Source organism: Nocardioides sp. Root151 (genome assembly GCF_001427925.1).
Lineage (GTDB): Bacteria > Actinomycetota > Actinomycetes > Propionibacteriales > Nocardioidaceae > Nocardioides.
Window position 1 is genome coordinate 1,197,294 of sequence record NZ_LMGG01000001.1, and the last position, 25,147, is coordinate 1,222,440.

Annotated in this window: 21 protein-coding genes; 12 read left to right on the forward strand and 9 right to left on the reverse strand. The window is 69.1% G+C overall.

Annotated elements, in window-relative coordinates:
• Nucleotides 1-10: 10 nt before the first annotated feature.
• From ASD66_RS05700 to ASD66_RS05725, 6 genes are all read right to left on the reverse strand, one after another.
• Nucleotides 11-940 (reverse strand): proline dehydrogenase family protein, encoded by a 930-nt coding sequence (locus ASD66_RS05700; protein WP_056890581.1) that lies wholly within the window; start codon nucleotides 938-940, stop codon nucleotides 11-13.
• An 87-nt stretch (nucleotides 941-1,027) separates the two neighbouring features.
• Entirely contained in the window at nucleotides 1,028-1,765 is a 738-nt protein-coding gene (locus ASD66_RS05705) for an ABC transporter permease (RefSeq protein WP_056890270.1), read from the reverse strand.
• Nucleotides 1,762-2,475, reverse strand: coding sequence for an ABC transporter ATP-binding protein (locus ASD66_RS05710; RefSeq protein WP_056890271.1), 714 nt, complete (start codon nucleotides 2,473-2,475; stop codon nucleotides 1,762-1,764). The genes ASD66_RS05705 and ASD66_RS05710 overlap by 4 nt, the downstream gene beginning before the upstream one ends.
• 260 nt (nucleotides 2,476-2,735) lie before the next feature.
• Nucleotides 2,736-3,329 carry a TetR family transcriptional regulator gene (locus ASD66_RS05715; RefSeq protein ID WP_056688703.1) on the reverse strand — a complete coding sequence of 198 codons (594 nt, stop codon included), beginning with the start codon at nucleotides 3,327-3,329 and terminating at the stop codon, nucleotides 2,736-2,738.
• On the reverse strand, nucleotides 3,326-4,120 hold the full coding sequence (locus ASD66_RS05720; RefSeq protein ID WP_056688705.1) for a sugar phosphate isomerase/epimerase family protein: 795 nt from the start codon (nucleotides 4,118-4,120) through the stop codon (nucleotides 3,326-3,328). Before ASD66_RS05720 ends, ASD66_RS05715 begins: the two co-directional genes overlap by 4 nt.
• On the reverse strand, nucleotides 4,117-5,082 hold the full coding sequence (locus ASD66_RS05725) for a Ppx/GppA phosphatase family protein (RefSeq protein ID WP_056890272.1): 966 nt from the start codon (nucleotides 5,080-5,082) through the stop codon (nucleotides 4,117-4,119). Before ASD66_RS05725 ends, ASD66_RS05720 begins: the two co-directional genes overlap by 4 nt.
• Nucleotides 5,083-5,121: 39 nt before the next feature.
• Between ASD66_RS05725 and ASD66_RS05730 the strand changes: the two genes are divergently transcribed.
• From ASD66_RS05730 to disA, 6 genes are all read left to right on the forward strand, one after another.
• Nucleotides 5,122-5,898 (forward strand): hypothetical protein, encoded by a 777-nt coding sequence (locus ASD66_RS05730; protein WP_056688711.1) that lies wholly within the window; start codon nucleotides 5,122-5,124, stop codon nucleotides 5,896-5,898.
• 97 nt (nucleotides 5,899-5,995) lie between these two features.
• The gene (locus ASD66_RS05735; protein WP_056688968.1) at nucleotides 5,996-6,634 is read left to right on the forward strand and encodes a VOC family protein; all 639 of its coding nucleotides are present in this window, start codon (nucleotides 5,996-5,998) and stop codon (nucleotides 6,632-6,634) included.
• A 218-nt stretch (nucleotides 6,635-6,852) separates the two neighbouring features.
• Nucleotides 6,853-7,551, forward strand: coding sequence for a class I SAM-dependent methyltransferase (locus ASD66_RS05740; RefSeq protein ID WP_056688714.1), 699 nt, complete (start codon nucleotides 6,853-6,855; stop codon nucleotides 7,549-7,551).
• A 246-nt stretch (nucleotides 7,552-7,797) separates the two neighbouring features.
• The gene (locus ASD66_RS05745) at nucleotides 7,798-8,862 is read left to right on the forward strand and encodes a 3-deoxy-7-phosphoheptulonate synthase (RefSeq protein WP_156388546.1); all 1,065 of its coding nucleotides are present in this window, start codon (nucleotides 7,798-7,800) and stop codon (nucleotides 8,860-8,862) included.
• Between the two features lie 48 nt (nucleotides 8,863-8,910).
• Nucleotides 8,911-10,320, forward strand: coding sequence for a DNA repair protein RadA (gene radA, locus ASD66_RS05750; RefSeq protein WP_056688719.1), 1,410 nt, complete (start codon nucleotides 8,911-8,913; stop codon nucleotides 10,318-10,320).
• Between the two features lie 83 nt (nucleotides 10,321-10,403).
• Nucleotides 10,404-11,483 carry a DNA integrity scanning diadenylate cyclase DisA gene (disA, locus tag ASD66_RS05755; RefSeq protein ID WP_056688722.1) on the forward strand — a complete coding sequence of 360 codons (1,080 nt, stop codon included), beginning with the start codon at nucleotides 10,404-10,406 and terminating at the stop codon, nucleotides 11,481-11,483.
• A 151-nt stretch (nucleotides 11,484-11,634) separates the two neighbouring features.
• Here the strand turns inward: disA and ASD66_RS05760 are convergent, their stop codons facing one another.
• Nucleotides 11,635-12,405 (reverse strand): hypothetical protein, encoded by a 771-nt coding sequence (locus tag ASD66_RS05760; RefSeq protein WP_056890273.1) that lies wholly within the window; start codon nucleotides 12,403-12,405, stop codon nucleotides 11,635-11,637.
• A gap of 79 nt (nucleotides 12,406-12,484) precedes the next feature.
• Between ASD66_RS05760 and ASD66_RS05765 the strand changes: the two genes are divergently transcribed.
• Nucleotides 12,485-13,351, forward strand: a complete 867-nt coding sequence (locus ASD66_RS05765) for an A/G-specific adenine glycosylase (protein WP_056688727.1) — start codon at nucleotides 12,485-12,487, stop codon at nucleotides 13,349-13,351.
• Nucleotides 13,352-13,430: 79 nt separating this feature from the next.
• On the opposite strand, the gene ASD66_RS05770 is transcribed toward ASD66_RS05765, so the two are convergent.
• Nucleotides 13,431-16,016 carry an ATP-dependent Clp protease ATP-binding subunit gene (locus ASD66_RS05770; RefSeq protein ID WP_056890274.1) on the reverse strand — a complete coding sequence of 862 codons (2,586 nt, stop codon included), beginning with the start codon at nucleotides 16,014-16,016 and terminating at the stop codon, nucleotides 13,431-13,433.
• 190 nt (nucleotides 16,017-16,206) lie between these two features.
• Nucleotides 16,207-16,527, reverse strand: a complete 321-nt coding sequence (locus tag ASD66_RS05775) for a histone-like nucleoid-structuring protein Lsr2 (protein WP_056688734.1) — start codon at nucleotides 16,525-16,527, stop codon at nucleotides 16,207-16,209.
• Between the two features lie 167 nt (nucleotides 16,528-16,694).
• On the opposite strand from ASD66_RS05775, the gene ASD66_RS05780 reads away from it, so the two are divergent.
• The 5 genes from ASD66_RS05780 to ASD66_RS05800 all read left to right on the forward strand — a co-directional run bounded on the left by ASD66_RS05780 (nucleotide 16,695) and on the right by ASD66_RS05800 (nucleotide 25,120).
• Complete coding sequence (locus tag ASD66_RS05780; RefSeq protein ID WP_056890275.1) at nucleotides 16,695-17,936, forward strand: sulfotransferase family protein; 1,242 nt, start codon at nucleotides 16,695-16,697, stop codon at nucleotides 17,934-17,936.
• 111 nt (nucleotides 17,937-18,047) lie between these two features.
• The gene (locus tag ASD66_RS05785) at nucleotides 18,048-20,681 is read left to right on the forward strand and encodes a glycosyltransferase (RefSeq protein WP_056890276.1); all 2,634 of its coding nucleotides are present in this window, start codon (nucleotides 18,048-18,050) and stop codon (nucleotides 20,679-20,681) included.
• On the forward strand, nucleotides 20,678-21,838 hold the full coding sequence (locus ASD66_RS05790) for a DUF6270 domain-containing protein (protein ID WP_056890277.1): 1,161 nt from the start codon (nucleotides 20,678-20,680) through the stop codon (nucleotides 21,836-21,838). The genes ASD66_RS05785 and ASD66_RS05790 overlap by 4 nt, the downstream gene beginning before the upstream one ends.
• A complete protein-coding gene (locus ASD66_RS05795; protein ID WP_200949879.1) occupies nucleotides 21,835-23,118 on the forward strand; it encodes a nucleotide sugar dehydrogenase in 1,284 nt (427 codons plus the stop codon). Before ASD66_RS05790 ends, ASD66_RS05795 begins: the two co-directional genes overlap by 4 nt.
• 64 nt (nucleotides 23,119-23,182) lie before the next feature.
• Nucleotides 23,183-25,120: a glycosyltransferase family A protein gene (locus ASD66_RS05800; protein WP_056890278.1), complete on the forward strand. Its 1,938-nt coding sequence runs from the start codon at nucleotides 23,183-23,185 to the stop codon at nucleotides 25,118-25,120.
• The last annotated feature ends 27 nt before the right edge of the window (nucleotides 25,121-25,147 follow it).

A 25,147-nucleotide genomic window follows, 5' to 3' on the forward strand; every position in this document is an offset into this window, starting at 1 on the left:
CCTTCTGTGACTACTTCTTGGAGACCAAGGACTTCACGAAGAATGACAGGTTCTGCGGTCGCTCGGCGAGACGTCTCATGAGGTAGCCGTACCACTCCTGGCCGTAGGGCAGGTAGACCCGCACCGTCTCTCCGGACGCCGCCAGTCGCTTCTGCTCCTCGGGACGAATGCCGTAGAGCATCTGGAACTCGTAGGTGCCCTTGTCGCGACCGGCATCGGCGGCGATCGACGACGCGATCGCGACCATGCGCGGGTCGTGCGTGGCGATCATCGGGTAGCCGCTGCCGCGCAGCAGCACCTTGAGGCAGCGCACGTAGGACTTGTCGACGTCGAGCTTGTCCTGGAAGGCGACCGACTCGGGCTCGTTGTAGGCGCCCTTGCACAGTCGCACCCGCGAGCCCTGGTGGGCCAGCGCGCGGCAGTCCTCCTCGGTGCGGTGCAGGTAGGCCTGCAGCACGGCGCCGGTCTCGGGGAAGTCCTGGCGCAGCTCGGCCAGGATCGCCAGCGTCGCGTCGGTGGTGGTGTGGTCCTCCATGTCGAGGGTGACCGTGGTGCCGGCGTTGCGCGCGGCCCGGCAGATGGTGCGGGCGTTCTCGAGCGCGGTCTTGTGGCCGATGCTCGGCAGCGCCTGGCCGATCGCGCTGAGCTTGACCGAGACCTCGGCCTTGCGGGCCAGGCCTCGGGCCGACAGCTGGCCGAGCAGGTCGAGGTAGGCCTCGACGGTGGCGTCGGCCTGGGCCGCGTCGAGGGTGTCCTCGCCGAGGAAGTCGAGCGTGACGGTCAGGCCGTCCTCGACCAAGGTGGCCGTCGCGTCGACGGCCTCTTCGTTGGACTCACCGGGGACGTAACCGTGCACGATCCCCGACGACACGGGCAGGGTGCTGACCAGCTTCTTCACGCGCTCGCTCCGGGCAAGGAGCAGCAGCGGTTCACGCAACAAGGACATGTGACCAAGGCTACGCTGAAAGTCCCCGCAGAACCCAGTCGGGTGTGCCGACCACTCCGGGTGAATGACCCTTACGTCCGCTCAGGTCGTACGTCGACGCAGCGTGGCCGCACCGAGCGCCAGGGCGGCCAGCGCGAAGCCGACGACCACGGCCAGGTCGCCCCACACGTCGCCGGTCTCGGTGGTCGTGGTCAGGGTGCTCATCGCGTCGACCGCGTAGGAGAGCGGCAGGACGTCACTGATCACGCCGAGCACGTCGGGCAGGAGCTCGCGCGCCACGAACAGGCCGCACAGCAGGATCTGCGGGATCACCAGCAGTGGCATGAACTGCACGGCCTGGAACTCGGTCTGCGCGAAGGCACTGACGAAGAGGCCGAGCGCGGTGCCGAGCACGGCGTCGGCCACCGCGACGACGGTGAGCAACCAGACCGGTCCCTCGACGTCGAGCCCGAGCAGCCCCACGCTGAGCACCACCGCGAGGATCGACTGCACGGTGGCGATCGCACCGAACGCCAGGGCGTAGCCGACCAGGAAGTCGCCCTTGCCCATCGGCATCGACAGCAGCCGCTCGAGCGTGCCGCTGGTGCGCTCGCGCAGCGTGGTGACGCTGGTGACCAGGAACATGATGATGAAGGGGAACATCGCCAGCAGCGCGGGACCGAGCCGGTCGAAGGTGTTGCCGGGCAGGTCGTCGAACATCCACCACAGCAGGGACATCAGCAGGCAGGGCAGCACCAGCAGCATGGCCAGGGTGCGGTGGTCGCGGCGGATCTGGGTGAGCACCCGGCCGGCCACGGCGAACGTGATCCGGGGGGTCATGCCGCACCCCTCACGATGGTCAGGAAGGCCTGCTCGATGTCGTCGGCACCGGCCTTCGCTCGGATCTCGTCGGGCGTTCCGTCGGCGATGAAGACGCCGTCGCGCATCAAGAGGAGTCGGTCGCAGCGCTCGGCCTCGTCCATCACGTGGCTCGAGACCAGCACCGCCGCACCGTCGTCGGCGAGGCGGTGGAACATCGCCCAGAGGTCCTCGCGCAGCACCGGGTCGAGGCCGACCGTCGGTTCGTCGAGCACCAACAGGTCGGGGGTGCCGAGCAACGCCACGGCCAGGCTGGCCCGGGAGCGCTGGCCGCCACTGAGGTTGCCGACGACCGCGTCGGCGTGCGACCCGAGGTCGACCGACTCGATGACGCGGTCCACGTGGTCGGCGCCGACGCCGAGCACCTTGGCGAAGAAGCGCAGGTTCTCGCGCACGCTGAGGTCGTCGTACACGCTCGCGGCCTGGGTGACGTAGCCGATCCGGTCGCGCAGGGCGCGGGACCCGGCCCGCGCGCCGAACACCGTGACCTCGCCCCTCACCCCCGCTTGCACGCCGACGAGCACGCGCATCAACGTGGACTTGCCGCAGCCCGACGGGCCGAGCAGTCCGGTCACCTGGCCCACGGGGATCGTGAAGTCGAGCCCGTGGAGGACCTCCTTGGCGCCGCGGACCACTGCAAGCCCGCGCACCTCCACCGCGTTATTCATCATGTGATGAATTATGCTCCCGAGTCGTCCGGATGACAACCCACCCCTCGCGAGTTCTTCACACTGTGACCCGAGACGAACGGACCGTCGAACATGCAGTTCGGCCAGTACGTCGTACGACGCACGCTCACGTTCGCGGGCCTTGGCGCGAACTGCATGTTGAACGGTCCGCCGAGGCTCTCGGACATCGGCGCTTCAGCGAGCGACCCAGCCGGCCAGCCGGTGAGGACCGCGCCTCCGACCCGTCGTGAGTTCTTCGGAGCTCAGGGAAGCTCGCCCGTGAGGTAGCGCTGGAGGGTGGGCGCGTAGATCGCCACCACTTCGTCGGGCGACATCGAGGCCAGCGGCTCGACCTTCAAGAGGTACCGCACCATGATCAGCCCGAGCACCTGGCTGGCGACCAGCGGCATTCGACGCTCCGGCTCGTCGATGCCCAGCGCCACGCCGACCGGTCCGATCACGACCTTGAGAAAGCCCTCGCGCAGCAGCACCTGGCCGTCTGGCTCGGCGATGCTGCGCACCAGTCCCAACAACGGCAGCTGCAGGGCCGGGTCGTCCCAGACGGAAAGGAAGACCCGCAGCATCCGCTCGCCCGCACCCTTGGGCCCCTCGGCGATCGCGGGGGCCAACAGCACCCGCGGGTCGACCGGAAACCGCAACGCGGCCAGGAACAGCGCGTCCTTGGTGCCGAAGTAGTGGTGCACCAGGGCCGGGTCGACGCCGGCGGACTGGGCGATCGCGCGCACCGACGTACCGGCGAAGCCCCGGGTGCCGAAGAGCTGCCGTGCGGCGTCGAGGATCGCGGCACGGGTGTCGGGAGAGCCGGGCCGTCGTCCGGCCCGACGCGCGGAGCTCATCGTGGCAGCTTCGTGACGAAATGGTCCCGGGCGAACTGCAGCGACTCGGCCAGGTCGGTGGTGCGGGCCGAGGAGGTGCCCGAGCGCCGGGTGTTGATCTCGACCACGATGTGCCCCTCGAACCCGACCTCGGCGAGGTGGCCCAGCAGCTCGGCTGCCGGCTGGTTGCCCCGGCCCGGCACGAGGTGCTCGTCCTTGGGTGTCCCGCTGCCGTCGGTCAGGTGCAGGTGCCGCAGGCGCGGGCCCAGCCTCTTGGCCATCGCCAGCGGGTCGGACTGCGCGGTCGCGGCGTGCGAGAGGTCGAGCGTGGTGTTTGCGTAGTCCTCCTCCGACGGGTCCCACCCGGGCAGGTAGACCTCGACGCCCCGCCGCGACGTGGCCCGCCACGGGTACATGTTCTCCACGGCGAACGCGATGCCGGTCGACTGCTCCAACCCCTCGATGCCCCAGATGAACTCGCGGGCGTAGTCCTTCTGCCACCGGAACGGGGGGTGTACGACGACCACGTCGGCGCCGACCTCGCTCGCCATCTCGGCCGAGCGCTCGAGCTTGCCCCAGGGGTCGGATCCCCAGACCCGCTGGGTGATCAGCAGGCACGGCGCATGCACCGCGCACACCGGGATCGCGTGGTGCTCCGAGAGCTGCTTGATCGCGGAGGTCTGCTGGCTCAGCGCGTCGATGCCGACCATCACCTCGACCGCGTCGTAGCCCAGCTTCGCCGCGTAGGTGAAGGCGTGCGCCGTCGACTCGGGATAGACCGAGGCCGTGGAGAGACCGACGAGGGAAGTCACCTCAGACTGGTTCCACCGGGCCAGACGCCCTCGAGCACGCTGATCTGGTCGAAGCGTTCGAGGATCACGCCCTCACGAAGCGCCCACGGGCAGACCTCCAGCGCGGGGAGGTCGAAGATGTCGAGCACCGCCTCCGCCACCAGCGCGCCGGGAACGATCTGGTGGCTGCGGCTCGGCGAAACACCGGGCAGCACCGCGAGCTCTTCGGGCGACATCGCGATCAGCTTGGGCAGCCACTCGGCCAGGGCCGCGGCCGGCAGCTGGCGCGGCACGAGCGGACCGTCGCCGGACGGCGCGGCGCCGCAGATGCGGGCCAGCGAACGGAACGTCTTCGAGGTGGCCGCGGCACGGTCGGGCGCGCCGGCGCGCAGCAGGTTGCCGGCGTCGCGCGCGATCTCCGCGCGGATCTGGCGGCGCAGGGCGCGGATGCCCTCCTCGTCGGGCACACCGGAGCCGAACCAGTCCTTGGCCAGCCGCGCCGCCCCCAGGGGCAACGACCAGGCCACGTCGGGCGCCTCGTCCTGGCCGCCGGCGATCTCGAGCGAGCCGCCGCCGATGTCGAAGACGGCCAGCCGCCCGGCAGACCAGCCGAACCAGCGGCGTACGGCGAGGAAGGTCAGGCGCGCCTCGTCCTCTCCGGGCAGCACCTCGAGGTCGACACCGGTGACCTCGCGGACGTGCTCGAGGACGGCGTCCGAGTTGCCCGCGTCGCGCACCGCGGACGTGGCGAAGCCGAGCATCTCCTCGCAGCCCTTGTCCTCGGCGACGACCAGCGCCTGCCGGCAGAACTCGGTCAGCGCGTCAATGCCGGCCTGCGACACCGCACCCTCGTCGTCGAGGTGCTCGGCCAGCCGCAGGGGCTCCTTGTAGGAGTAGGCCGGCAACGGCGCAGCACCACCGTGGGCATCCACGACGAGCAGATGACCCGTGTTGGAACCGATGTCGAGCACTCCCAGCCTCATGGCACCACGGTATCCCCGTCCGCCACGTATGGTTGCCGCGTGCCCGAAGTGCCCCTCGACTTTCCGCGCGCATGGGTCGAGTTCCCCGATCCCGGCGACGCCGACCAGGTCTTCCGCTGCGACCTCACGTGGCTGACCTCGAACTACACCTGCATCTTCGGATCCGGCTGTTCCGGCATCTATCGCGACTCCCCCGACGTCGGCTGCTGCACGCTCGGCGCGCACTTCTCCGACAAGGACGACGAGAACCGCGTCGCGGCGTACGTCGACCAGCTCGACGAGACCACGTGGCAGTTCCACCCGGGCCGCAAGGTGCGCAAGAAGGACTGGATCGAGAAGGACGACGAGGGCGCACGCAAGACGCTGGCCATCGAGGTCGACGGCCAGAACGCGTGCGTCTTCCACAACCGTGCCGACTTCTCGACGGAGAACTGGACGGTCGGCGCCGGCTGCGCCCTGCACGGACTGGCCCTCGCCCAGGGACGCAACCCGCTGGAGACCAAGCCCGACGTGTGCTGGCAGCTGCCGATCCGGCGCACCTACCGCGACGTCGAACGCCCGGACGGGTCGACGTACAGCGAGGTCACCGTGACCGAGTACGACCGCCGCGGCTGGGGCGCGGGAGGTCACGACCTCGACTGGTACTGCACGGGCAACACCGAGGCGCACGTCGCGATGGAGCCGTTCTACGTCACGAACGCCGCCGAGCTCGTGGAGCTGATGGGGCAACCGGCGTACGACGAGCTGGCGCGTCACTGCGAGCACCACCTGCGATCGCGTTCCCTGCTTGCGATCCACCCCGCCGATCCGCGCTGACCCACCCGCCGGATCACTTCCACGACAACAGTCTCGACGTCAAGAGACAGCACCCCCGATGTGACGTACGGATCATCGAGAGACCAGAATGCTGGGCATGCGCCTGGACCATCTCTCTTTCGCGGCCGGACCCGACGGTCTCGCCGCCACAGCTCAGCGGCTCGGGGAACTGCTCGGCAAGGAGTTCACCGATGGCGGTATCCACCCCCGCTTCGGCACCCGGAACCGCATCCTCCCGCTCGCTGAGAACACCTACCTGGAGATCGTGGAGGTCCTCGACCACCCGGCCTCCGACAAGGCTCCGTTCGGCCAGGCCGTCCGTGCCCGCTCCGCCCTCGGCGGTGGCTGGCTCGGCTGGGTCGTCGCAGTCGACGACATCGCACCTGTCGAACAGCGCCTCGGTCGCGCCGCCGTCGACGGCTCGCGGCACCGCCCCGACGGCAAGGCCCTGTCGTGGAAGCAGATCGGCATCAACGGCCTGATCTCCGACCCGCAGCTGCCGTTCTTCGTGCAGTGGCTCTCGCCTGCCGAGGACCACCCGAGCAACGGCGCGAATGCCGACTTCTCCCTTGCCTGCCTGGAGATCGCCGGCGACCCGCACCGCGTGAGCGAGTGGCTCGGCGAGACCGTCGAGGCTCCGCTCGAGGACGTCAAGGTCGAATGGGTCGCCCCGCACGGCACCCCCGGCGTGATCGCCGCCCAGTTCCAGACCCCCAACGGCCTCGTCCGCATCTGAGTCGGCCAGCCCGACGCGAGGAACGAGCGCCGGGCGTGGGGCCGACCAGGTCGAGCAAGCGACGTGACTGAGGAACGAAGTCACGCGAGCGCGTCGAGACCAGGACCCGCAGGCCGAGAGCGGTCCGAGACCAGGGCCCGCAGTCCGAGACTAGGACCCGCAGGCCGAGAGCGGTCCGAGACCAGGGCCCGCAGTCCGAGACCAGGACCTGCAGGCCGATGACCAGGCCCAGCCAGGGCGCGGTGCCCAGCCCAAACATCTGGCACCACCCGGAGACCTACGAGATCGAGAACCACGCCGCGGACCCCGACGGCGTGATCGAGTCGGCCATGCGCGCGACCACGGACTGGTCCGGGCGCACGTTCCTCGACCTGGGCTGCGGCACCGGCTTCCACCTCGCCCGGTGGGCCGAGACCGCACGCGAGGTCATCGGTGTGGAGCCGCACCCCGACCTGGTCTCGATGGCCCGGCGGCGCGTCCGCCGACTGGGCAACACGCAGGTCCGTCAGGGCACGGCCCAGGAGATCCCGCTCCCCGACGCGTCGGTCGACGTGATGCAGGCCAGGTGGGCCTACTTCTTCGGCCCCGGATGCGAGCCGGGGTTGGCGGAACTCGACCGGGTGATGCGTCGCGGTGGCACCGCGTTCGTGATCGACAACGACGCCTCGCGTTCCACGTTCGGCGGCTGGTTCCGGCGCGGCTACCCGATGATCGACCCCGATGCGGTCGAGCGGTTCTGGTCGCAGCGCGGCTGGACCCGCCAGCCCCTCGACATCCGCTGGTCGTTCGCGAACCGCACCGACTTCGAGGCCGTCGTCCGCATCGAGTTCGACGCTGCGACCGCCGCGCACGTGCTTTCGACGTACGACGGGTTCGAGGTCGACTACGCGGTGAACCTCTGGATCCGCGGCTTCTGAAGCCGCCTCACCGAGCAGCGGCCGCCCACGATGCGACCACCGCGCGGCCGTGGTTGACCACGTGTCGTAGGCTGCAGGGCATGAACACCCGTTGGTATGCGTATTTTGCGTTGGCTCTGGAGGGGCCCGCGACTTAACTGACGCGCACCAACACCCACCAGAGCCACAGGGCGGAGAGCAATCTCTGCCCTTTCGTCATTTCATCGGCGGGCTCTGACCGGGTCCGCCTCACCGGACGGGAACACCATGGAAACCATCAAGGCCAGTGCCGCCACCTCGGACCTGCGGGTCCGCCGCTTCGAGGCACTGCCCGAGCCCCGCGAGATCACCGACGAGATCCCGCTGACCTCCGCACGCGCCGACGTGGTTGCCCGCGGCCGCGACGAGATCCGCGCGATCCTCGACGGCGTCGACGACCGACTGCTGGTCATCGTCGGCCCGTGCTCGATCCACGACACCGACGCCGGCCTCGAGTACGCCGCACGCCTGGCCGAGCAGGCCACGCGGCACGCGGACCGCCTCCTGGTCGTGATGCGGACCTACTTCGAGAAGCCTCGCACCACGGTCGGCTGGAAGGGCCTGGTCAACGACCCGCACCTGGACGGCAGCCACGACATCGCCACCGGCCTGCGCTCGGCGCGCCAGTTCCTCGCCGCCGTCACGGACCTCGGGCTGCCCACGGGCACCGAGTTCCTCGAGCCGATCAGTCCGCAGTACCTCTCCGACCTGATCAGCTGGGGCGCGATCGGTGCGCGCACCACCGAGAGCCAGATCCACCGCCAGCTCGTCTCGGGCCTCTCGATGCCGGTCGGCTTCAAGAACGGGACCGACGGGGGCCTGCAGGTGGCGTTGGACGCGTGCGCCGCGTCCGGCGTACCGCAGGCGTTCCTGGGCATCGACGACCGCGGGCGGGCCGCCCTGGTCGCCACCGAGGGGAACGCCGACGCGCACCTGATCCTGCGCGGCGGGGCCGACGGACCCAACTACTCCGCCACCCACGTGGCTGCGGCGAGCGCCCGACTGGCCGAAGCGGGTCTGAACCCGCGGCTGATCGTCGACGCCAGCCACGCCAACAGCGGCAAGTCGCACGTGCGTCAGGCCGAGGTCGCCGCCGAGCTCGCCGATCAGGTCGCCGGAGGATCCCCGATCGCCGGGGTGATGCTCGAGTCGTTCCTCGTCGAAGGGGCCCAGAAGCTCGACGTCACCGTCGGGCCGGCCGCATTGACCCGCGGGCAGAGCGTGACCGACGCCTGCCTCGGCTGGGACACCACCGTCGACGTGCTCGACCGACTGGCCGGCGCTGCCGGCTGATCCGGCTGCTCGAACCGGGTGTCGGTGCCGTCGCCTAGGTTGTGAGCCATGAGCACCAAGAAGGCAGCCCGTTCGACGTACCGCTGCAGCGAGTGCGGTTGGGAGACCGGCAAGTGGGTCGGTCGTTGCGGCGAGTGCCAGGCGTGGGGCTCGGTCAACGAGGTGGGCGCCGGCCCGGTTCGCGCCACCAAGGCGTCACCGGTGACCACCGCAGCCGTCCCGATCGGCAAGGTGTCGGTCGAGGAGTCCACCACCCGCAGCAGTGGCGTGGCCGAGCTCGACCGGGTGCTCGGCGGCGGGCTGGTCCCGGGCGCCGCGATCCTGCTCGCCGGTGAACCCGGCGTCGGCAAGTCGACGCTCCTCCTCGAGGTCGCCGCCCGTACGGCGCAGGGTCGGCGCCGCACGCTCTACATCACCGGTGAGGAGTCGGCCTCCCAGGTGCGGCTGCGTGCCGACCGCACCGACGCCGTGCACGACGAGCTCTACCTCGCCGCCGAGACCGACCTCGGCGCCCTGCTCACCCACATCGAGGACGTCCGTCCCGAGCTGCTGGTGATCGACTCGGTGCAGACCATCGCCGCCTCCGACGTCGACGGCGTGCCGGGCGGGGTCAGCCAGGTCAAGGAGGTCGCCGCGGCGCTGATCCGGGTGGCCAAGACCCGCAACATCACCACAGTGCTGGTCGGTCACGTCACCAAGGACGGCACCATCGCCGGCCCGCGGGTCCTCGAGCACGTGGTCGACGTCGTGCTCCACTTCGAGGGCGACCGCAACTCCCGCTTCCGCATGCTCCGGGCGATGAAGAACCGCTTCGGCCCGGTCGACGAGGTCGGCTGCTTCGACCTCTCCGCCGGTGGCATCACCGCGGTCACCGACCCGAGCGGGCTCTTCGTCGAGCACCACAACCAGCAGGTCGCCGGCACCTGCGTCGCGGTCAGCATGGAGGGCCGCCGGCCGATGCTGGCCGAGGTGCAGTCACTGGTCACGCCCTCGCCGTCCGACAAGCCGCGGCGCACGACGTCGGGGCTCGACTCGTCGCGCGTCGCTATGGTGCTCGCCGTCCTCCAGAAGCACGGCAACCTCCGGCTCCACCAGCAGGACGTCTTCGGGTCCACGGTCGGCGGCGCCAAGCTGACCGAGCCGGCCACCGACCTGGCCATCGCGATCAGCCTCGCCTCTGCGACGTACGGCCGCCCGGCACCGCAGGGCATCGTGGCCATGGGCGAGCTGGGGCTGGCCGGCGAGCTGCGCCGCGTCCGCGACCTGCCCCAGCGGCTGGCCGAGGCCGCCCGGCTCGGCTTCAAGTACGCCATCGTCCCGAGTGACCGCACCGGCGGCGGCACCCAGCGCAAGGCACAGGCGCGCATCCTCGACGGCATGGAGGTCATCGACGTGCCCGACATCGGCGCCGTGCTCCAGCTCCTGGGCTTCCGCGGGCCGGTCGACCCCGTGAACTGAGCGCCGCGTCGATGCCGAGCGTGTGTCGGGTTCCCCTAGACTGACGGCAATTCGACCGGAACCACGAACGGGGACACCTGGCCATGATCGAACGCTCCGAGGACAGCCTGCGCCTGCGCGCCACCCTCGCGTCGATCGCACCGGGCACAGCCCTGCGCGACGGACTCGAGCGAATCCTGCGCGGCCGCACCGGCGCCCTGATCCTGATCGGCTACGACAAGACCGTCGAGTCGATCGCCACCGGCGGGTTCACCCTCGACGTTCCGTTCACCGCGACCGGTCTCCGTGAGCTGGCCAAGATGGACGGCGCGATCATCGTCGACTCCGACCTGACCCGCATCCACCGCGCCGCCGTGCACCTCATGCCCGACCACACGATCCACAGCGAGGAGACCGGCACCCGGCACCGCACCGCCGACCGGGCCGCCCGGCAGACGGGGTTCCCGGTCATCTCGGTGTCGCAGTCGATGCAGATCATCGCGGCGTACGTCGGCGAGACCCGGCACGTCCTCGAGGACTCCGCGCAGATCCTGTCCCGCGCGAACCAGGCGCTGGCCACCCTCGAGCGCTACAAGCTGCGCCTCGACGAGGTGTCCAGCACCCTGTCGGCTCTCGAGATCGAGGACCTCGTCACCGTGCGCGACGTGGCGGTCGTGGCCCAGCGGCTCGAGATGGTCACCCGCATCGCCCGCGAGATCGAGGACTACGTGCTCGAGCTGGGCACCGACGGCCGGCTGCTCTCCCTGCAGCTCGAGGAGCTGATCACCGGCGTCGACACCGAGCGCGAGCTGGTGATCCGCGACTACCTGCCGACCGGACGCCGGGCCAAGAGCCCCGAAGACGTCCTCGGCCGTCTCGAGACCCTCTCCCCGACCGAGCTGGTCGACCCGGCGTCGGTCGCCAAGGCGCTCGGCCTGAGCGCCAGCGAGCACCTCGACGGCGCGGTCGCACCGCGTGGCTTCCGGCTGCTGGCCAAGGTGCCGCGGCTCCCACCCGCCGTGGTCGACCGCCTGGTCGAGCACTTCGGCACACTGCAGAAGCTGCTCTCCGCGGGCATCGACGACCTGCAGGCCGTCGAGGGTGTCGGCGAGCTCCGGGCCCGCAGCGTGCGTGAGGGCCTCTCGCGCCTCGCCGAGTCCAGCATCCTCGAGCGATACGTGTAAGCAGGCGGCAGCGGGTCTGAGACGCGTCAGCGGATCAGACGATGGTGGTCGAGCGAGCGGCAGGCCTGAGGAACGAAGGCGTGACCCGCGTGTCGAGACCTGGTGAGGTGCAAGCAGACCTGGACCGCGGGTGCTGGCTCAGAAACGAACCCTAGTTGGGCTCAACCGCACCTGATGGCGATGACGAGGCCGACGACGAAGGCTTCTCGGACGTCTTGTCCGACGACTTCTTCTTCGGCTTCGGCTTCTCGGTCTTGTAGACCGTCTTGGGCTTCGGGTTGACCAGCTCGAACTTGTCGGAGGTCGGCTCGCCACCGAGCGCCGCGGCCTCGACGTGGTACCAGCCGGCGGTGGCCCACTTCGCCGTACGGCTGCAGTCGTCGTCGGAGCGTCGACCGTTCCAGACCAGCACGATCCTGGTGGAGGTGGCCGAGCGGACGACGACGTCCTCGCTGGGCACCTTGGCGCACTCCTGGCTGGTCCAGATCAGGTCGCTGCCCGAGGTGATCTTGATGACCATCGTGGAGTTGGAGACCTGGAAGGTGCAGGCCTCGTCGGTTCCGGAGAGCAGGAACGGGATCTCGATGCTGCCGTCGGCCGCGACCCGGTCGAGGTCGGGCTCGACGGTGATGTCGTCGGGCGAGCAGGGGCCGTCGGGCTGCGGCAGCGGTGTGCGGGTCTTCTTCGGCTTCGCGGTCGTCGTGGGGGTCGTGTCGGCGGAGGGCCGGTCCGTCGGGTCGCCCGCGGCCTGCTCGGCGACCGGCGTGCCGGACCCTTCGGACCCTCCGTCGCCGTCGTTGCCCGACCCGAGCAGACGCGCGAATCCGAAGATCAGCAGGAACGCGGTGCCGAGCACCAGGGCGCGCCGCACCCAGTAGACGCGGGCGGGCAACGGGCCGCGCGGCCGGGTGGCACCACTCATGGGCCCACGGTATCCAGCGGGATCCCCCGATCCGGGGAGCAACACTCGACGCCGCGCCCCGGAGACGTAACATGCGCCCGTGAGCGACCTCCATGACCCACTGCTGGAGTGGTACGACGAGCACGCGCGCGAGCTGCCGTGGCGTGGCAACGGCGCCAGCGCCTGGTCGGTGATGGTCTCGGAGTTCATGCTGCAGCAGACGCCGGTGGCGCGGGTGCTGCCGATGCACGAGGCGTGGATGCAGCGGTGGCCGACACCCTCCGACCTGGCCGACGACGACGCCGGCGAGGCGGTGCGCGCCTGGGGCCGGCTCGGCTATCCGCGTCGCGCCCTGCGGCTGCACGCCGCGGCCACGGCGATCCGCGACCTGCACGACGGCGAGGTCCCCACCGCGCACGACGACCTGCTGGCACTGCCCGGTGTCGGCGACTACACCGCCGCCGCTATCGCGTCGTTCGCCCACGGCCAGCGGCACGTCGTGCTCGACACGAACGTGCGTCGCGTGCTGGCCCGGGCGGCCAGCGGTGTCGAGTTCCCCGCTCCCTCGGTCACGAAGGCGGAGCGCGACCTGGCCACGTCACTGCTGCCCGACGACGCCCCCACGGCCGCCACCTGGGCGGTCGCCACGATGGAGCTCGGCGCCCTGGTCTGTACGGCGAGCAACCCGGCCTGCGGTCGTTGTCCGGTCAGCGACCGCTGCGCGTGGGTGGCCGCGGGGCGCCCGGCGTACGACGGACCGGCGCGACGGACGCAGACCTATGCGGGCACCGACCGCCAGGTGCGGGGCCGGCTGCTGGGCGTGGTGCGTGACAGCGAGGGCGCCGTACCCCGGCACCGGCTCGACGCGGTGTGGAGCGACGAGCCGCAACGCGACCGGGCGCTGGCCAGCCTGGTCGCCGACGGACTGCTGGTCAGGGTCGAGCCCGACCACTTCGCCCTCCCCTGAAATGCACGACAGTCCCCAACGTCCGGCTCCTGCCTTCCCTCGGTGAGGGCGCCAGACGTTGGGGACTGTCGGTGAGAGCTCAGTCCTCGGCGCGGGGCACGTCGACCGGGCCGTCGCTGTCGTCGGGACCCTCGGTCGTCTCACCGAGCACGTCGCCGGAGACCACGTCGACGGGCTCCAGCGGCAGGCTGTCGGGCAGCGCGCCGACCTTCTGGCCCTTGAACGTGAACGTGGCCGTGGGGCCTTCGCCCTCGACGTCGACCAGCACGATCTGGCCGGGGCCGACCTCGCCGAACAACATCTTCTCGGCGAGCACGTCCTCGATCTCGCGCTGGATCGTGCGACGCAACGGCCGCGCTCCCAGCACCGGGTCGAAGCCACGCTCGGCAAGGAGGTTCTTCGCGTTCTGGGTGAGCTCGAGAGACATGTCGCGGTCCTTCATGCGAAGCTCGACCGAGGCCACCATGTTGTCGACCATCGCGACGATCTGCTCCTGCGACAGCGGCGGGAAGACCACGATCTCGTCGACACGGTTGAGGAACTCGGGCCGGAAGTGCTGCTTGAGCTCCTCCGTGACCTTCGCCTTCATCTTGTCGTAGGTGCCCTGGGTGTCGGACGCGTTGCCGAAGCCCAGGCTCACCCCCTTCGAGATGTCGCGGGTGCCGAGGTTGGTGGTCATGATGATGACGGTGTTCTTGAAGTCGACCACCCGGCCCTGCGAATCGGTCAGGCGACCTTCCTCGAGGATCTGCAACAGCGAGTTGAAGATGTCGGGGTGGGCCTTCTCGACCTCGTCGAAGAGCACCACGGAGAACGGCTTGCGGCGCACCTTCTCGGTGAGCTGGCCACCCTCTTCGTAGCCGACGTAGCCGGGAGGCGAACCGAAGAGCCGCGAGACCGTGTGCTTCTCGGAGAACTCCGACATGTCGAGCTGGATCAGCGCGTCCTCGTCGCCGAAGAGGAACTCGGCCAGGGTCTTGGACAGCCACGTCTTGCCGACGCCCGAGGGCCCGGCGAAGATGAACGAGCCACCAGGACGCTTCGGGTCCTTCAAGCCGGCACGGGTACGACGGATCGCCCGCGAGAGCGCCTTGACGGCCTCTTCCTGGCCGATGACGCGCTTGTGCAGCTCGTCCTCCATCTTGAGCAGCCGGGTCGACTCCTCCTCGGAGAGCTTCACGATCGGGATGCCGGTGGCGACGGCGAGGACCTCGGCGATGAGCTCCTCGTCGACCTCCGCGACGACGTCCATGTCACCGGCGCGCCACTGCTTCTCGCGGTCGGCCTTCTTCAGGATGAGCTGCTTCTCCTCGTCGCGGAGGGCGGCAGCGGCCTCGAAGTCCTGGCCGTCGATGGCGCCTTCCTTGCGCTGGCGCACCTCGGCGATCTGCTCGTCGAACTTGCGCAGGTCCGGCGGGGCGGTCATCCGGCGGATGCGCAACCGGGAACCGGCCTCGTCGATCAGGTCGATGGCCTTGTCCGGCAGAAAACGGTCGGAGATGTAACGGTCGGCGAGCGTGGCCGCCGAGACCAGCGCCTCGTCGGTGATGGTCACCCGGTGGTGCGCCTCGTAGCGGTCGCGCAGGCCCTTGAGCATCTCGATCGTGTGCGCGATCGACGGCTCGTTGACCTGGATCGGCTGGAAGCGGCGCTCGAGGGCGGCGTCCTTCTCGAGGTACTTGCGGTACTCGTCGAGGGTGGTCGCACCGATCGTCTGCAGCTCGCCACGGGCCAGCATCGGCTTCAGGATCGAGGCCGCGTCGATGGCGCCCTCGGCCGCACCGGCACCGACGAGGGTGTGGATCTCGTCGATGAACAGCACGATGTCGCCGCGGGTGCGGATCTCCTTGAGCACCTTCTTGAGGCGCTCCTCGAAGTCACCGCGGTAGCGCGAACCGGCGACCAGGGCACCCAGGTCGAGGGTGTAGATGTGCTTGTCCTTGAGCGTCTCGGGCACGTTGCCCTTGACGATGTCCTGGGCGAGGCCCTCGACGATCGTGGTCTTGCCGACGCCGGGCTCACCGATCAGGACCGGGTTGTTCTTCGTGCGGCGCGACAGGATCTGCATGACGCGCTCGATCTCCTGCTCGCGGCCCACGACCGGGTCGAGCTTGCCCTCGCGGGCCTGCTGGGTCAGGTTGCGACCGAACTGGTCGAGGACCAGCGAGGACGACGGGGCCTCGGACCCGCTGCCGGACGGCGCGCCAGCGGCCGCGCTCTCCTTGCCCTGGAAGCCGGAGAGCAGCTGGATGACCTGCTGCCGGACCCGGTTGAGGTCGGCGCCGAGCTTCTGCAGCACCTGGGCGGCGACGCCCTCACCCTCACGGATCAGGCCGAGCAGGATGTGCTCGGTGCCGATGTAGGAGTGGCCGAGCTGCAGCGCCTCGCGCAACGAAAGCTCGAGCACCTTCTTGGCGCGCGGTGTGAAGGGGATGTGCCCGCTCGGGGCCTGCTGGCCCTGGCCGATGATCTCCTCGACCTGTGCGCGCACTGCCTCCAGCGAGATGTCGAGGCTCTCGAGCGCCTTTGCGGCGACGCCCTCACCCTCGTGGATGAGGCCGAGCAGGATGTGCTCGGTCCCGATGTAGTTGTGGGAGAGCATGCGTGCCTCTTCCTGGGCAAGCACGACCACCCGACGGGCTCGGTCTGTGAACCGCTCGAACATGTACGCACTCCTCAAACTCAGGTACCAGCACCCCGGGACGGGAGGGGCGCGGACATTGGTACCAACGTCTGGCTCCACCCTACGTGTTCCCGACCAACGAGTAATCCGCTCTCAGCGAACAGGATGCCGCTCGACCCGGCGTGAGCAGGTCCTCCAGGGTGAGATCACGACGGGTCGAGGGGCCACCAGGTCAGTTGGCGGCGTCGTAGGCGGCGCGGACGTCGGACGGGATGCGGCCGCGCTCGGGAACGTCGTACCCGTTGTCGCGGGCCCAGGCCCGCACCTCGGCGGCGCTCGTGCCGGACGCGGCGACGGTGCTGCCGGACTTGCGGCGACCGGAGATCCGGCGACCGTGGCCGACGTACGTCGCGAGGGCTTCGCGCAATTGCTGTGCGTGCGCTTCATTGAGGTCGATCTCGTAGTTCACGCCGTCGAGGCCGAAAGTGAGCGTTTCAGAGGCTTCACTGTCGTCGATGTCATCGACAAGGATGATGTTGACCTTCTGCGCCATGAATTCCTCTTTCTCGTGAATTGAAATTCGATCGAAGGCATCATGGCACGAAGGAATTGTCGCCGAAAATGCCAGCGCGCATTCTTCACAATTCTGCGGATCTGCATTCCGGGCGCCTCGCCCCACTGGATTCCGTGACGGTCCGGGCCCCCGGGTAGTTTGAGCGCATGTCCCAGCCCACTCCGCCGCTCCCCGAAGACGCCGTCCTGCTGCACATCGGCCCGCACAAGACCGGCACCACCGCGATCCAGGGCATCCTTGCCGCCGCGCGCGAGGACCTTCTGGAGCACGCAGTGACCTATCCGGGACGCCATGGTGCCCACCACGGCCATGCTCGCGCCCTTCGTCAGCACCCGGCGGGCTGGACCAACGACACCGAAGAAGTCCCGAGCGAGAAGCAATGGGAGAACTTCGCCCGCAAGGTCAGGAACACGCCCGGGCGGGTGGTGGTCAGCAGCGAGTTCTTCGCGCAGTCCGAGCCCGCGGAGATCTCACGCGCGGTCGCAGATCTCGACCCCGAGAGACTCCACGTCCTCATCGCCGCCCGGAATCCCGGTTCGATCGCTTTGTCGACCTGGCAACAGGTTCTGAGGGACGGCAAGGCCGGGCACCTGTCCGCGTGGCTGGACAAGGGGTTCAAGCGGCAGAGCCCTGCGGTGGTGTCGCGAGGCTTCTGGTCGTGGGCCGACACCGCGACCCTGGTCGAGCGCTGGAGCGAGGTTCTCCCCGTCGACCGAATTCGGGTCGTGGTGATCGACGAGGCGGACCGGGCACTGCTGCCCGCCACTTTCGAACAGCTCCTCGACCTTCCGCCCCAGTTCCTCTCGACCCGCACTCCCGCTTTCAGCAACCGAGGGTTGACCGCCCCGGAAGCCGAACTGTTGCGGCAGGTCATCGAGGAGAACCGCGACCGGCTGACCTGGACCCAGTTCTCGCTGATGATCCGCTACGGGATGGTGGCCCGCATCCTCAAGGAGCGCCGGCCCGACTCGGATGAACCCAAGAGCGCACTGCCTCCTTGGGCTGTCGAGCAGGCCCGGGTCGAAGCAGACTGCATCATCGAACGCCTCAGGGCATCCGGCGTCGCCGTCAGTGGCGACCTCGAGAACCTGCGTCGGCTCCCGGCCACCGGCGAGACTCCGGAGTTCGACCAGATCCCCATCTCCATCGCGGTCCAGGGAATCTCCGGCGCCATCACCTCGGCCCTCAAGGGCATGGAACAGGCCGATGCCCACGGCCGGGAGGAGGCTCTCCGGGAGACCCAGCTGGCTCGCAAGCCCCGCAAGCCCGGTCGCAAGAAGCGCCAGGTCGAAGACATGAGCACGCGTGAGCTGACGAAGGTCCTGAACGCGCGGGTCAGGGCCGGCCTCCGCCGTCGCCTCGACCCGCGCGTCCGGCGCAAGGCCTGAGGCCAGCGGTTGGGACCGGCCCCGCGTCACGCCCTAGGGTGATTTCCCAGCCGCCGTACGACGAGTTCGCCAGACGCACCACAGATCAGACCCGGAAGGAACCCTGCACCTATGAGCAATGAGGCGCGTCCCCTCTTCTCGATCGTGAGTGCCGTCTACAACGTCGCGCCCTACCTCCCCGATTTCATCGCCTCGATCGAGCGCCAGACCCACGGCCTCGACGACGTGGAGATCCTGATGATCGACGACGGGTCCACGGACGAGTCGCCGCGCCTCCTCGCCGAGTGGGCGAACAGGCATCCGAAGACCGTGCGGGTCATCACCCAGGAGAACGCCGGCCAGGGAGCCGCTCGCAACGCAGGCATCAAGGCCGCCCACGGCGAATGGATCACCTTCCCCGACCCTGACGACACCGTCAACGACAAGTACCTCCAGGTGGTGGCGGACTTCATCGAGGCGCACCCCGACGCCCACATGGCGGCCACGCACCGGCTGATCTGGAACGAGGCCGAGGACAAGGTCACCGACCGGCACCCGCTGCGCTCGATGTTCCACGCCAACCCCTACGTCGACCTGTCCCTGAACCCCGAGCGGTTCCACGGCAGCTCGCCTGCGACGTTCTTCAGGCTCGACCGGATCCGTGACCTCGGACTCGAGTTCGACGGCCGGATCCGCCCGAACTTCGAGGACGGTCACTTCAACTCCCGCTACCTGCTGAGCTTCGACCAGCCGCGGGTCGGGTTCCTCGACGCTGCCCGCTACCACTACCGCAAGCGCGCCGACGACAGCTCCACCCTGCAGACCGCGCAGGCACACCCCGGCCGCTACAACGTCGTCCCGAAGCTCGGCTACCTCGACCTGGTCGAGCGCGCGCGCGAGCTGCACGGCCGGGTTCCGCGCTGGTTGGAGTCCTTCCTCCTCTACGAGCTGCACTGGTACTTCAGGGCGACCGACTCCCACGCGGCTTCCACCGGCCGCCCACAGGGGGGCCCCGTCACGGATGAGTTCCACGCCGTGGCCGCCGAGATCCTCGGACAGATCGACGTCGACGAGGCATTGCGCTACGTCCCGCCGACGGTGCCCGGGCAGACCCGACTGATCCTCGCGCACGGCTACGAGGAGCAGCCGTGGCACGACCCGTTCGTCCACCTCAAGAAGTTCGACGTGGACCAGGTGATCGTCAAGGCGTCGTACTTCTACACCGGGGACCTGCCGACCGAGGTGTGGCGTGCCAACGGTGAGCCGATCGAGCCGCTGCACGCCAAGGTCCGCGACCTCGAGTTCTACGGTCGCACACTGATGCACGAGCGTTCGGTGTGGCTGCCCGCCAACAGGTCCCTGCAGCTCGACCTCGACGGCGCCGCTGTCGACATCGTCTACGAACGCCCGTACGGACCGACACGGGTCGCACCGCCCGGGCAGATCCGCTGGTTCGGCAGCCCGCTGTCGCAGCGCGCCCGCAGCCGGGTCCCGAAGCACCTGCAGATCAAGAAGCCCGAGTCCAGGCAGGGCAAGATCGCCCAGAGACTGATGCGGACGCCGCAGGTCCGCAAGAAGTACGCCGACGCCTGGGTGCTGATGGACCGGGTGCATGACGCGGCCGACAGCGGCGAGATCCTGTTCCGGTACCTGCGTGCCCACCATCCCGAGATCAACGCCTGGTTCGTCCTGGAGAAGGGCGGCAAGGAGTGGGAGCGATTCCGCAAGGAGGGCCACGGCGACCGGCTGGTCGCCTACGGCTCGCTGCAGTGGCGGCTCCTGCTCGCCCACGCGAAGCACCTTCTGTCGTCCCACGCGGACGCCGCAGTCGTGGCGCCGGCCGAGATCACCGAGTTCACGCCCCGCAACTGGCGCTTCCACTTCCTGCAGCACGGTGTGATCAAGGACGACATCTCCTCGTGGCTGGACTCCAAGGAGATGGACACCTTCGTGGTCAGCACTCGCCAGGAGATGGCCTCGATCGCCGGCGACCACACGCCGTACGTCTTCACCACCCGCGAGGTCGCCCTGACCGGACTGCCGCGCTTCGACCGGCTGCGCGAGGTCGGCCTGCGGTTCCCCCCGGACAAGCGCGATCTGCTGCTGGTCACCCCGACGTGGCGAAACGGACTGCTGCCGCCGGTGATCAAGGGCAGCCAGCGTCGCGAGCTGGACAGCTCGCTGCTCGAGTCCGACTTCGTGCAGCAGTGGATGTCCTACATCTGCGACGACACGCTGGCCGAGGCGTGCCGGCGACACGGGCTGAAGCTCGGGTTCCTGCCGCACCCCAACCTCCAGCCGCTGCTGCCGATGATGCACCTGCCCGACCACGTGCTCCCGCTGTCCTACGAGGGCGGTGACCCTCAGGAGCTGTTCGCCCGTGCCCGCGCCGTGGTCACCGACTTCTCCTCGATCGCGTTCAATGCCGCCTACCTGCAGCGCCCGGTCGTCTACTTCCAGTTCGACGCCGACACGGTGCTCGGCGGTGGCCACGTCGGACGGGCCGGCTACTTCGAGTACCCCCGTGACGGCTTCGGTCCCGTCGAGGAGGACAAGGACTCGGCGGTGGCCGCCACCATCCAGGCCCTCGACCACGGCCCGGACCCCCTGCCGGCGTACCAGGCCCGCATCGACGCCAGCTTCCAGGAGCGTGACGGCAAGTGTTGCGAGCGGGTCGTGGCCCACGTGAAGCTCACCGAGGGCAACCGGTCGAGGCTCCCTGCGGAGCCGACGCCACAGATGCCCGCGACGGTGGTCCGACCATGAGCGACCCCCGTGTCGTGGTGGTGATGGGCAGCTGCATCACGCGCGACAACTTCAACTCCCGGTTCAACGCTGACTACAAGCAGTGGTTCGAGGTCGGGGCGACCACCAACCAGAGCTCGATGATCGCCCTGATGTCACCGCCGGTGGACGAGCCCTGGGAACCACTCGAGCCGATGAAGCCGTACGGCCTGTGGAACGTCGCCTCAGACCTCAATCGCGAGATCCTGGGCCTCATTGCGGAGAATCCGCCGGAGATCCTGATCCTCGACTTCTTCGGTGACGTGCACTTCGGCGTGCTACGCATGGCCGATGGCCGTTTCGTGACCAACAACCGGTGGCGGATCCACAAGACAGACCTCTACCAGCGGCTCATCGACGACGAGCGCACCGAGGTGCTGAGCTGGCAGGCGGACGCCGATGCCTACTTCGAGCTGTGGACCGAAGCGATGGACCGCTTCGCTGCGTTCGTCACCGAGCACTGCCCCACCACCCGGGTCATCGTGCACTGCGGCTTCAACGCCACCGAGGTGATGCGGCCCAACCTGCCGATCCCGGGACGGCTGCACCCGGTCAACAAGGAGGTCAGGCTCACGCACGTCCGCGGCAACGACTTCTGGGCCCGCCTCAACAAGTACGCCAGCACGTCGTACGGCTGGGACAGCATCGACCTCGGCGGCGAGTCGTACACCTCCTTCAAGGAGCACCCGTGGGGGCCCTTCGAAGTGCACTACACGATGGACTACTACCACCGGTTCCTCGGTGAGCTGCACCGACTGGCTCTGCGCGATGACCTGGCCCCCGACGTGATGACGAAGGTCGACGAGATCGCCGACGCGTCCGCGGAGCGTGTCCGCACCGAGCTCGACCGGCTCAGCAAGGCGTTCGACGCAGTCGCGAACCCGCCGGCACGACCCTCGCCCACCGGATGGCGGAAACTGCTGCCGCGCAAGACGGGCGAAGGCACCGACCCCGGCCCTCCCGCGGAGGTGGCCTGCCGCGACCACGACCTGCTCGACGCACTCCGCGGCTACGTCGACGACGAGACGTTCGAACGCGTCGCCCAGCTGCCGGCCAGCGCCGACGAGCACGTCGCCGTGCTCCGCGGCATCTGGCTGGCGAGGATCGAACGCAGGCGCGACACGGACGGATCCCGATGACCACGGCACAGGAGGGCACCAAGATGACCACAGTGGCCGTCGTCGGCCAGGGGTACGTCGGACTTCCCGTGTCGATGGGCGCGGTGCGCGCGGGCTGCACCGTGATCGGGATCGACACCGACACCGCTCGTGTCGAGCGCCTGCGTGCAGGCGACTCCTTCATCGAGGACGTCAGTTCCGAAGAGCTGAGCGAGGCGCTCACCACCGGTCGCTACACCGCGACCAGCGACTGGACCGGGATCACCGCGTTCGACGTCTGCGTGATCACGGTCCCGACGCCGCTGCGCCAGGGAGCACCCGACCTGACCTACGTCGAGGAGTCCGGCCGCGCGATCGCGCCCCACATCACTCCCGGTGCCACGATCATCCTCGAGTCGACGACCTACCCCGGGACCACCGACCAGTTGCTGCTGCCGATCCTCGAAGCCGGCAGCGGCCTGACCGCCGGCAAGGACTTCTTCCTCGGCTACAGCCCCGAACGCATCGACCCCGGCAACCCGACCTTCGGCCTGACCAACACGCCCAAGGTCGTCTCCGGTGTCGACGACGAGTCCCTGTCCAGGGTGCAGCAGTTCTACGACCTGTTCGTCGAGCAGACCGTCCCGGTGTCGAGCACCCGCACGGCCGAGATGACCAAGCTCCTGGAGAACACGTTCCGGCACGTGAACATCGCACTGGTCAACGAGATCGCCACGGTCTCGAGGGACCTCGGCGTCGACGTCTGGGAGGCCATCGACGCGGCCGACAGCAAGCCCTTCGGCTTCATGAGGTTCACCCCCGGGCCGGGCGTCGGCGGGCACTGCCTGCCGATCGACCCCTCCTACCTCCTGTGGCAGGTGCGGCAGACCTCGCGGGGCGACATCCGCATGATCGCAGCGGCCAACGACATCAACGACCACATGCCGGACTACGTCGTGTCCCGGCTGCAGGCCGGCCTGAACAGACGTCGGCTCGCGGTCAACGGTGCCAAGGTGCTCGTCCTCGGGCTCGCCTACAAGAAGAACGTCGGCGACATCCGCGAGTCCCCCGCACTCACGGTGCTCGAGCAGCTGCAGGCACTGGGAGCCGACGTGCGCGTCGCAGAGCCGTTCACCGAGGACAGCCTGATGCCCCGGGGCGTCGTGCGGGCCGCCCTGGACGCCGACAGCCTGGCGTGGGCCGACGCAGCCGTGCTGCTCACCGACCACGACCAGTTCGACTACGACCTGTTGTCGGCCTCGGAGACCTACGTCCTCGACACGCGGAACCGGTGTGCCGGACCGCAGGTGGAACTGCTCTGATCCCGCCCGCTCGCGGGGGCGCCAGACGGCTACCCTTGCTGCTCCATCCCGCAGTGAGGTGTTCATGACGGTGCCCGATGTCAGTGTGATCATCCCGGCGTACAACGCATTGCCCTGGTTCCATCGTTGCCTGGACTCACTGGAAGCGCAGACCATCGGCACCGACCGGATGGAGATCATCGTCATCGACGACGGCTCCACCGACGGGACAGCGGAGGAGGCCGACCGGCGAGCACTCGCCCACGACGGGCTCTACCGGGTCGAGCACCACCCCGCCTCCGGCGGCCCCGCGGGCCCGCGCAACCGTGGGTTGGACATCGCCACCGGGCGTTACGTCTACTTCGTCGACGCTGACGACTACCTCGGCGTCGAGGCGCTGGAACGCCTGGTCACCGTCGCCGACGAGCAAGGATCCGACGTCGTCGCGGGCAGCCTGGCCAGTGACTCCGAGCGTGGCGTGGGCGCATCGGCCTTCCGCAGGACGGACCTGGACGCCGACCTCTTCACCTCACAGGCCTACTGGTCCATCTCGGTCCTGAAGCTCTACCGGCGGAGCATGGTGGAGGAGCACAAGATCAGGTTCCCCACCGAGTTCCCGGTGCTCAGCGACCAGCCGTTCGCGGTGCTCGCCTACCTGCGCGCCACGAAGATCAGCCTCCTCGCGGACTACGAGTACTACTGGGTCGTCCTTCGTGATGACGGCGGCAACATCACCTACTCCGGGAAGGCCGCCAGCCGGGTCGACGTCATCGAGTCGATGTGTGCCCTCCTGGTCCGCGAGGTTCCCGACCCCGACAAACGGGGCCGCCTGTTGGCCCGCCACTTCCAGCTCGAGTTGCAGCGCGTCCTGCTCGCCCTGCCGGAGCTCGATCCGAACGAGCAACGAGAGTTGCTGGTGCGGGTCGCAGCCCTGGTCGCGGACCACCTCACTCCTTCCGTCATGAAGTGGCTCAGCCCGGACATGCGGCTCCTCTACCACCTGGTCGGACGAGACCTTCGTGAAGAGCTCGTCACCGCCGCCTCCGAGGAGTCGGTGCGGCACAGGTCCTGGAAGGTCGGCATCAGCGACGGTCGGGCACACGCGCTTCTCCCCTACTTCCGCGACGCTGCCGTCGGTGTCCCCGACGAGGTGTACGACGTCACCGAGCGGTTGGGTTTCCGCCAGCACCTGACGTCTGTCTCCTGGAACGGGGCGACCCTGCACCTGGAGGGCGAAGCAGCCTGGGACAGGACGCCCGCCGACTCGGTGGGAACCGTCACCATGCGTCTGCACAGTCGAGACGAACCCGGCACCGACCACCTGGTGACGGCTCGACGTGGCGACGGCGACACGTTCCGGGCCGACCTCGACACGCTCGCGCTCGGCGGCGATCGGCTGCATGACGCGATCTGGGACGTCCACACGCAACTGAGCCACGAGGGCCTCACCCGGGAGCAACAGACTCGGTTGGGCGAGGACGCGGTCACCGGTGACGAGCCGTTCCTGCACTGGGAGATCACGGACGGCTGGACCGTCGCGTCGTACCTCAGTCCCGACCGGCGCCTCAAGCTCGACGTCGGGCAACGCAAGCACCGCGTCGGCAAGATGCTCCGCGACTGGCGCGTCTCCTGGCAGGCCGGGGACCTGGTGGTCGAGGGCCGCCTCGATCTCGATCTCGATGCGCCCCTGAGCCTGATCGCCCGGAAGGACAAGGAGTCGGTCGAGCGCGAGGTGTCACTCGCCGCCGGGCAGTTCAGCGGACGGATCCCGGTCGGCGACCTCGAGCCCGGAAGATGGATCGTCCGCATACGGGCCGGGCAGCCCCCGCACCACGAGAGGTTCGCGGTTCCGGCGCCCACCGGTCTCGGCACCCACACCGTGGGCAAGGGCCTCACGCAGATCGTCGCGGAGGCGGTCACCCTGAAGAGTGGCGGCCTGGCCGTCGATGTCGTCGCGTCGAGCCCACTGCGTTCGGTGACCCAGGCACTTCGCCAGCGGGCCGCCGGCCAGGACAGGACCTAGGAGTCGGGGCTCACCCAGGCATGCGGG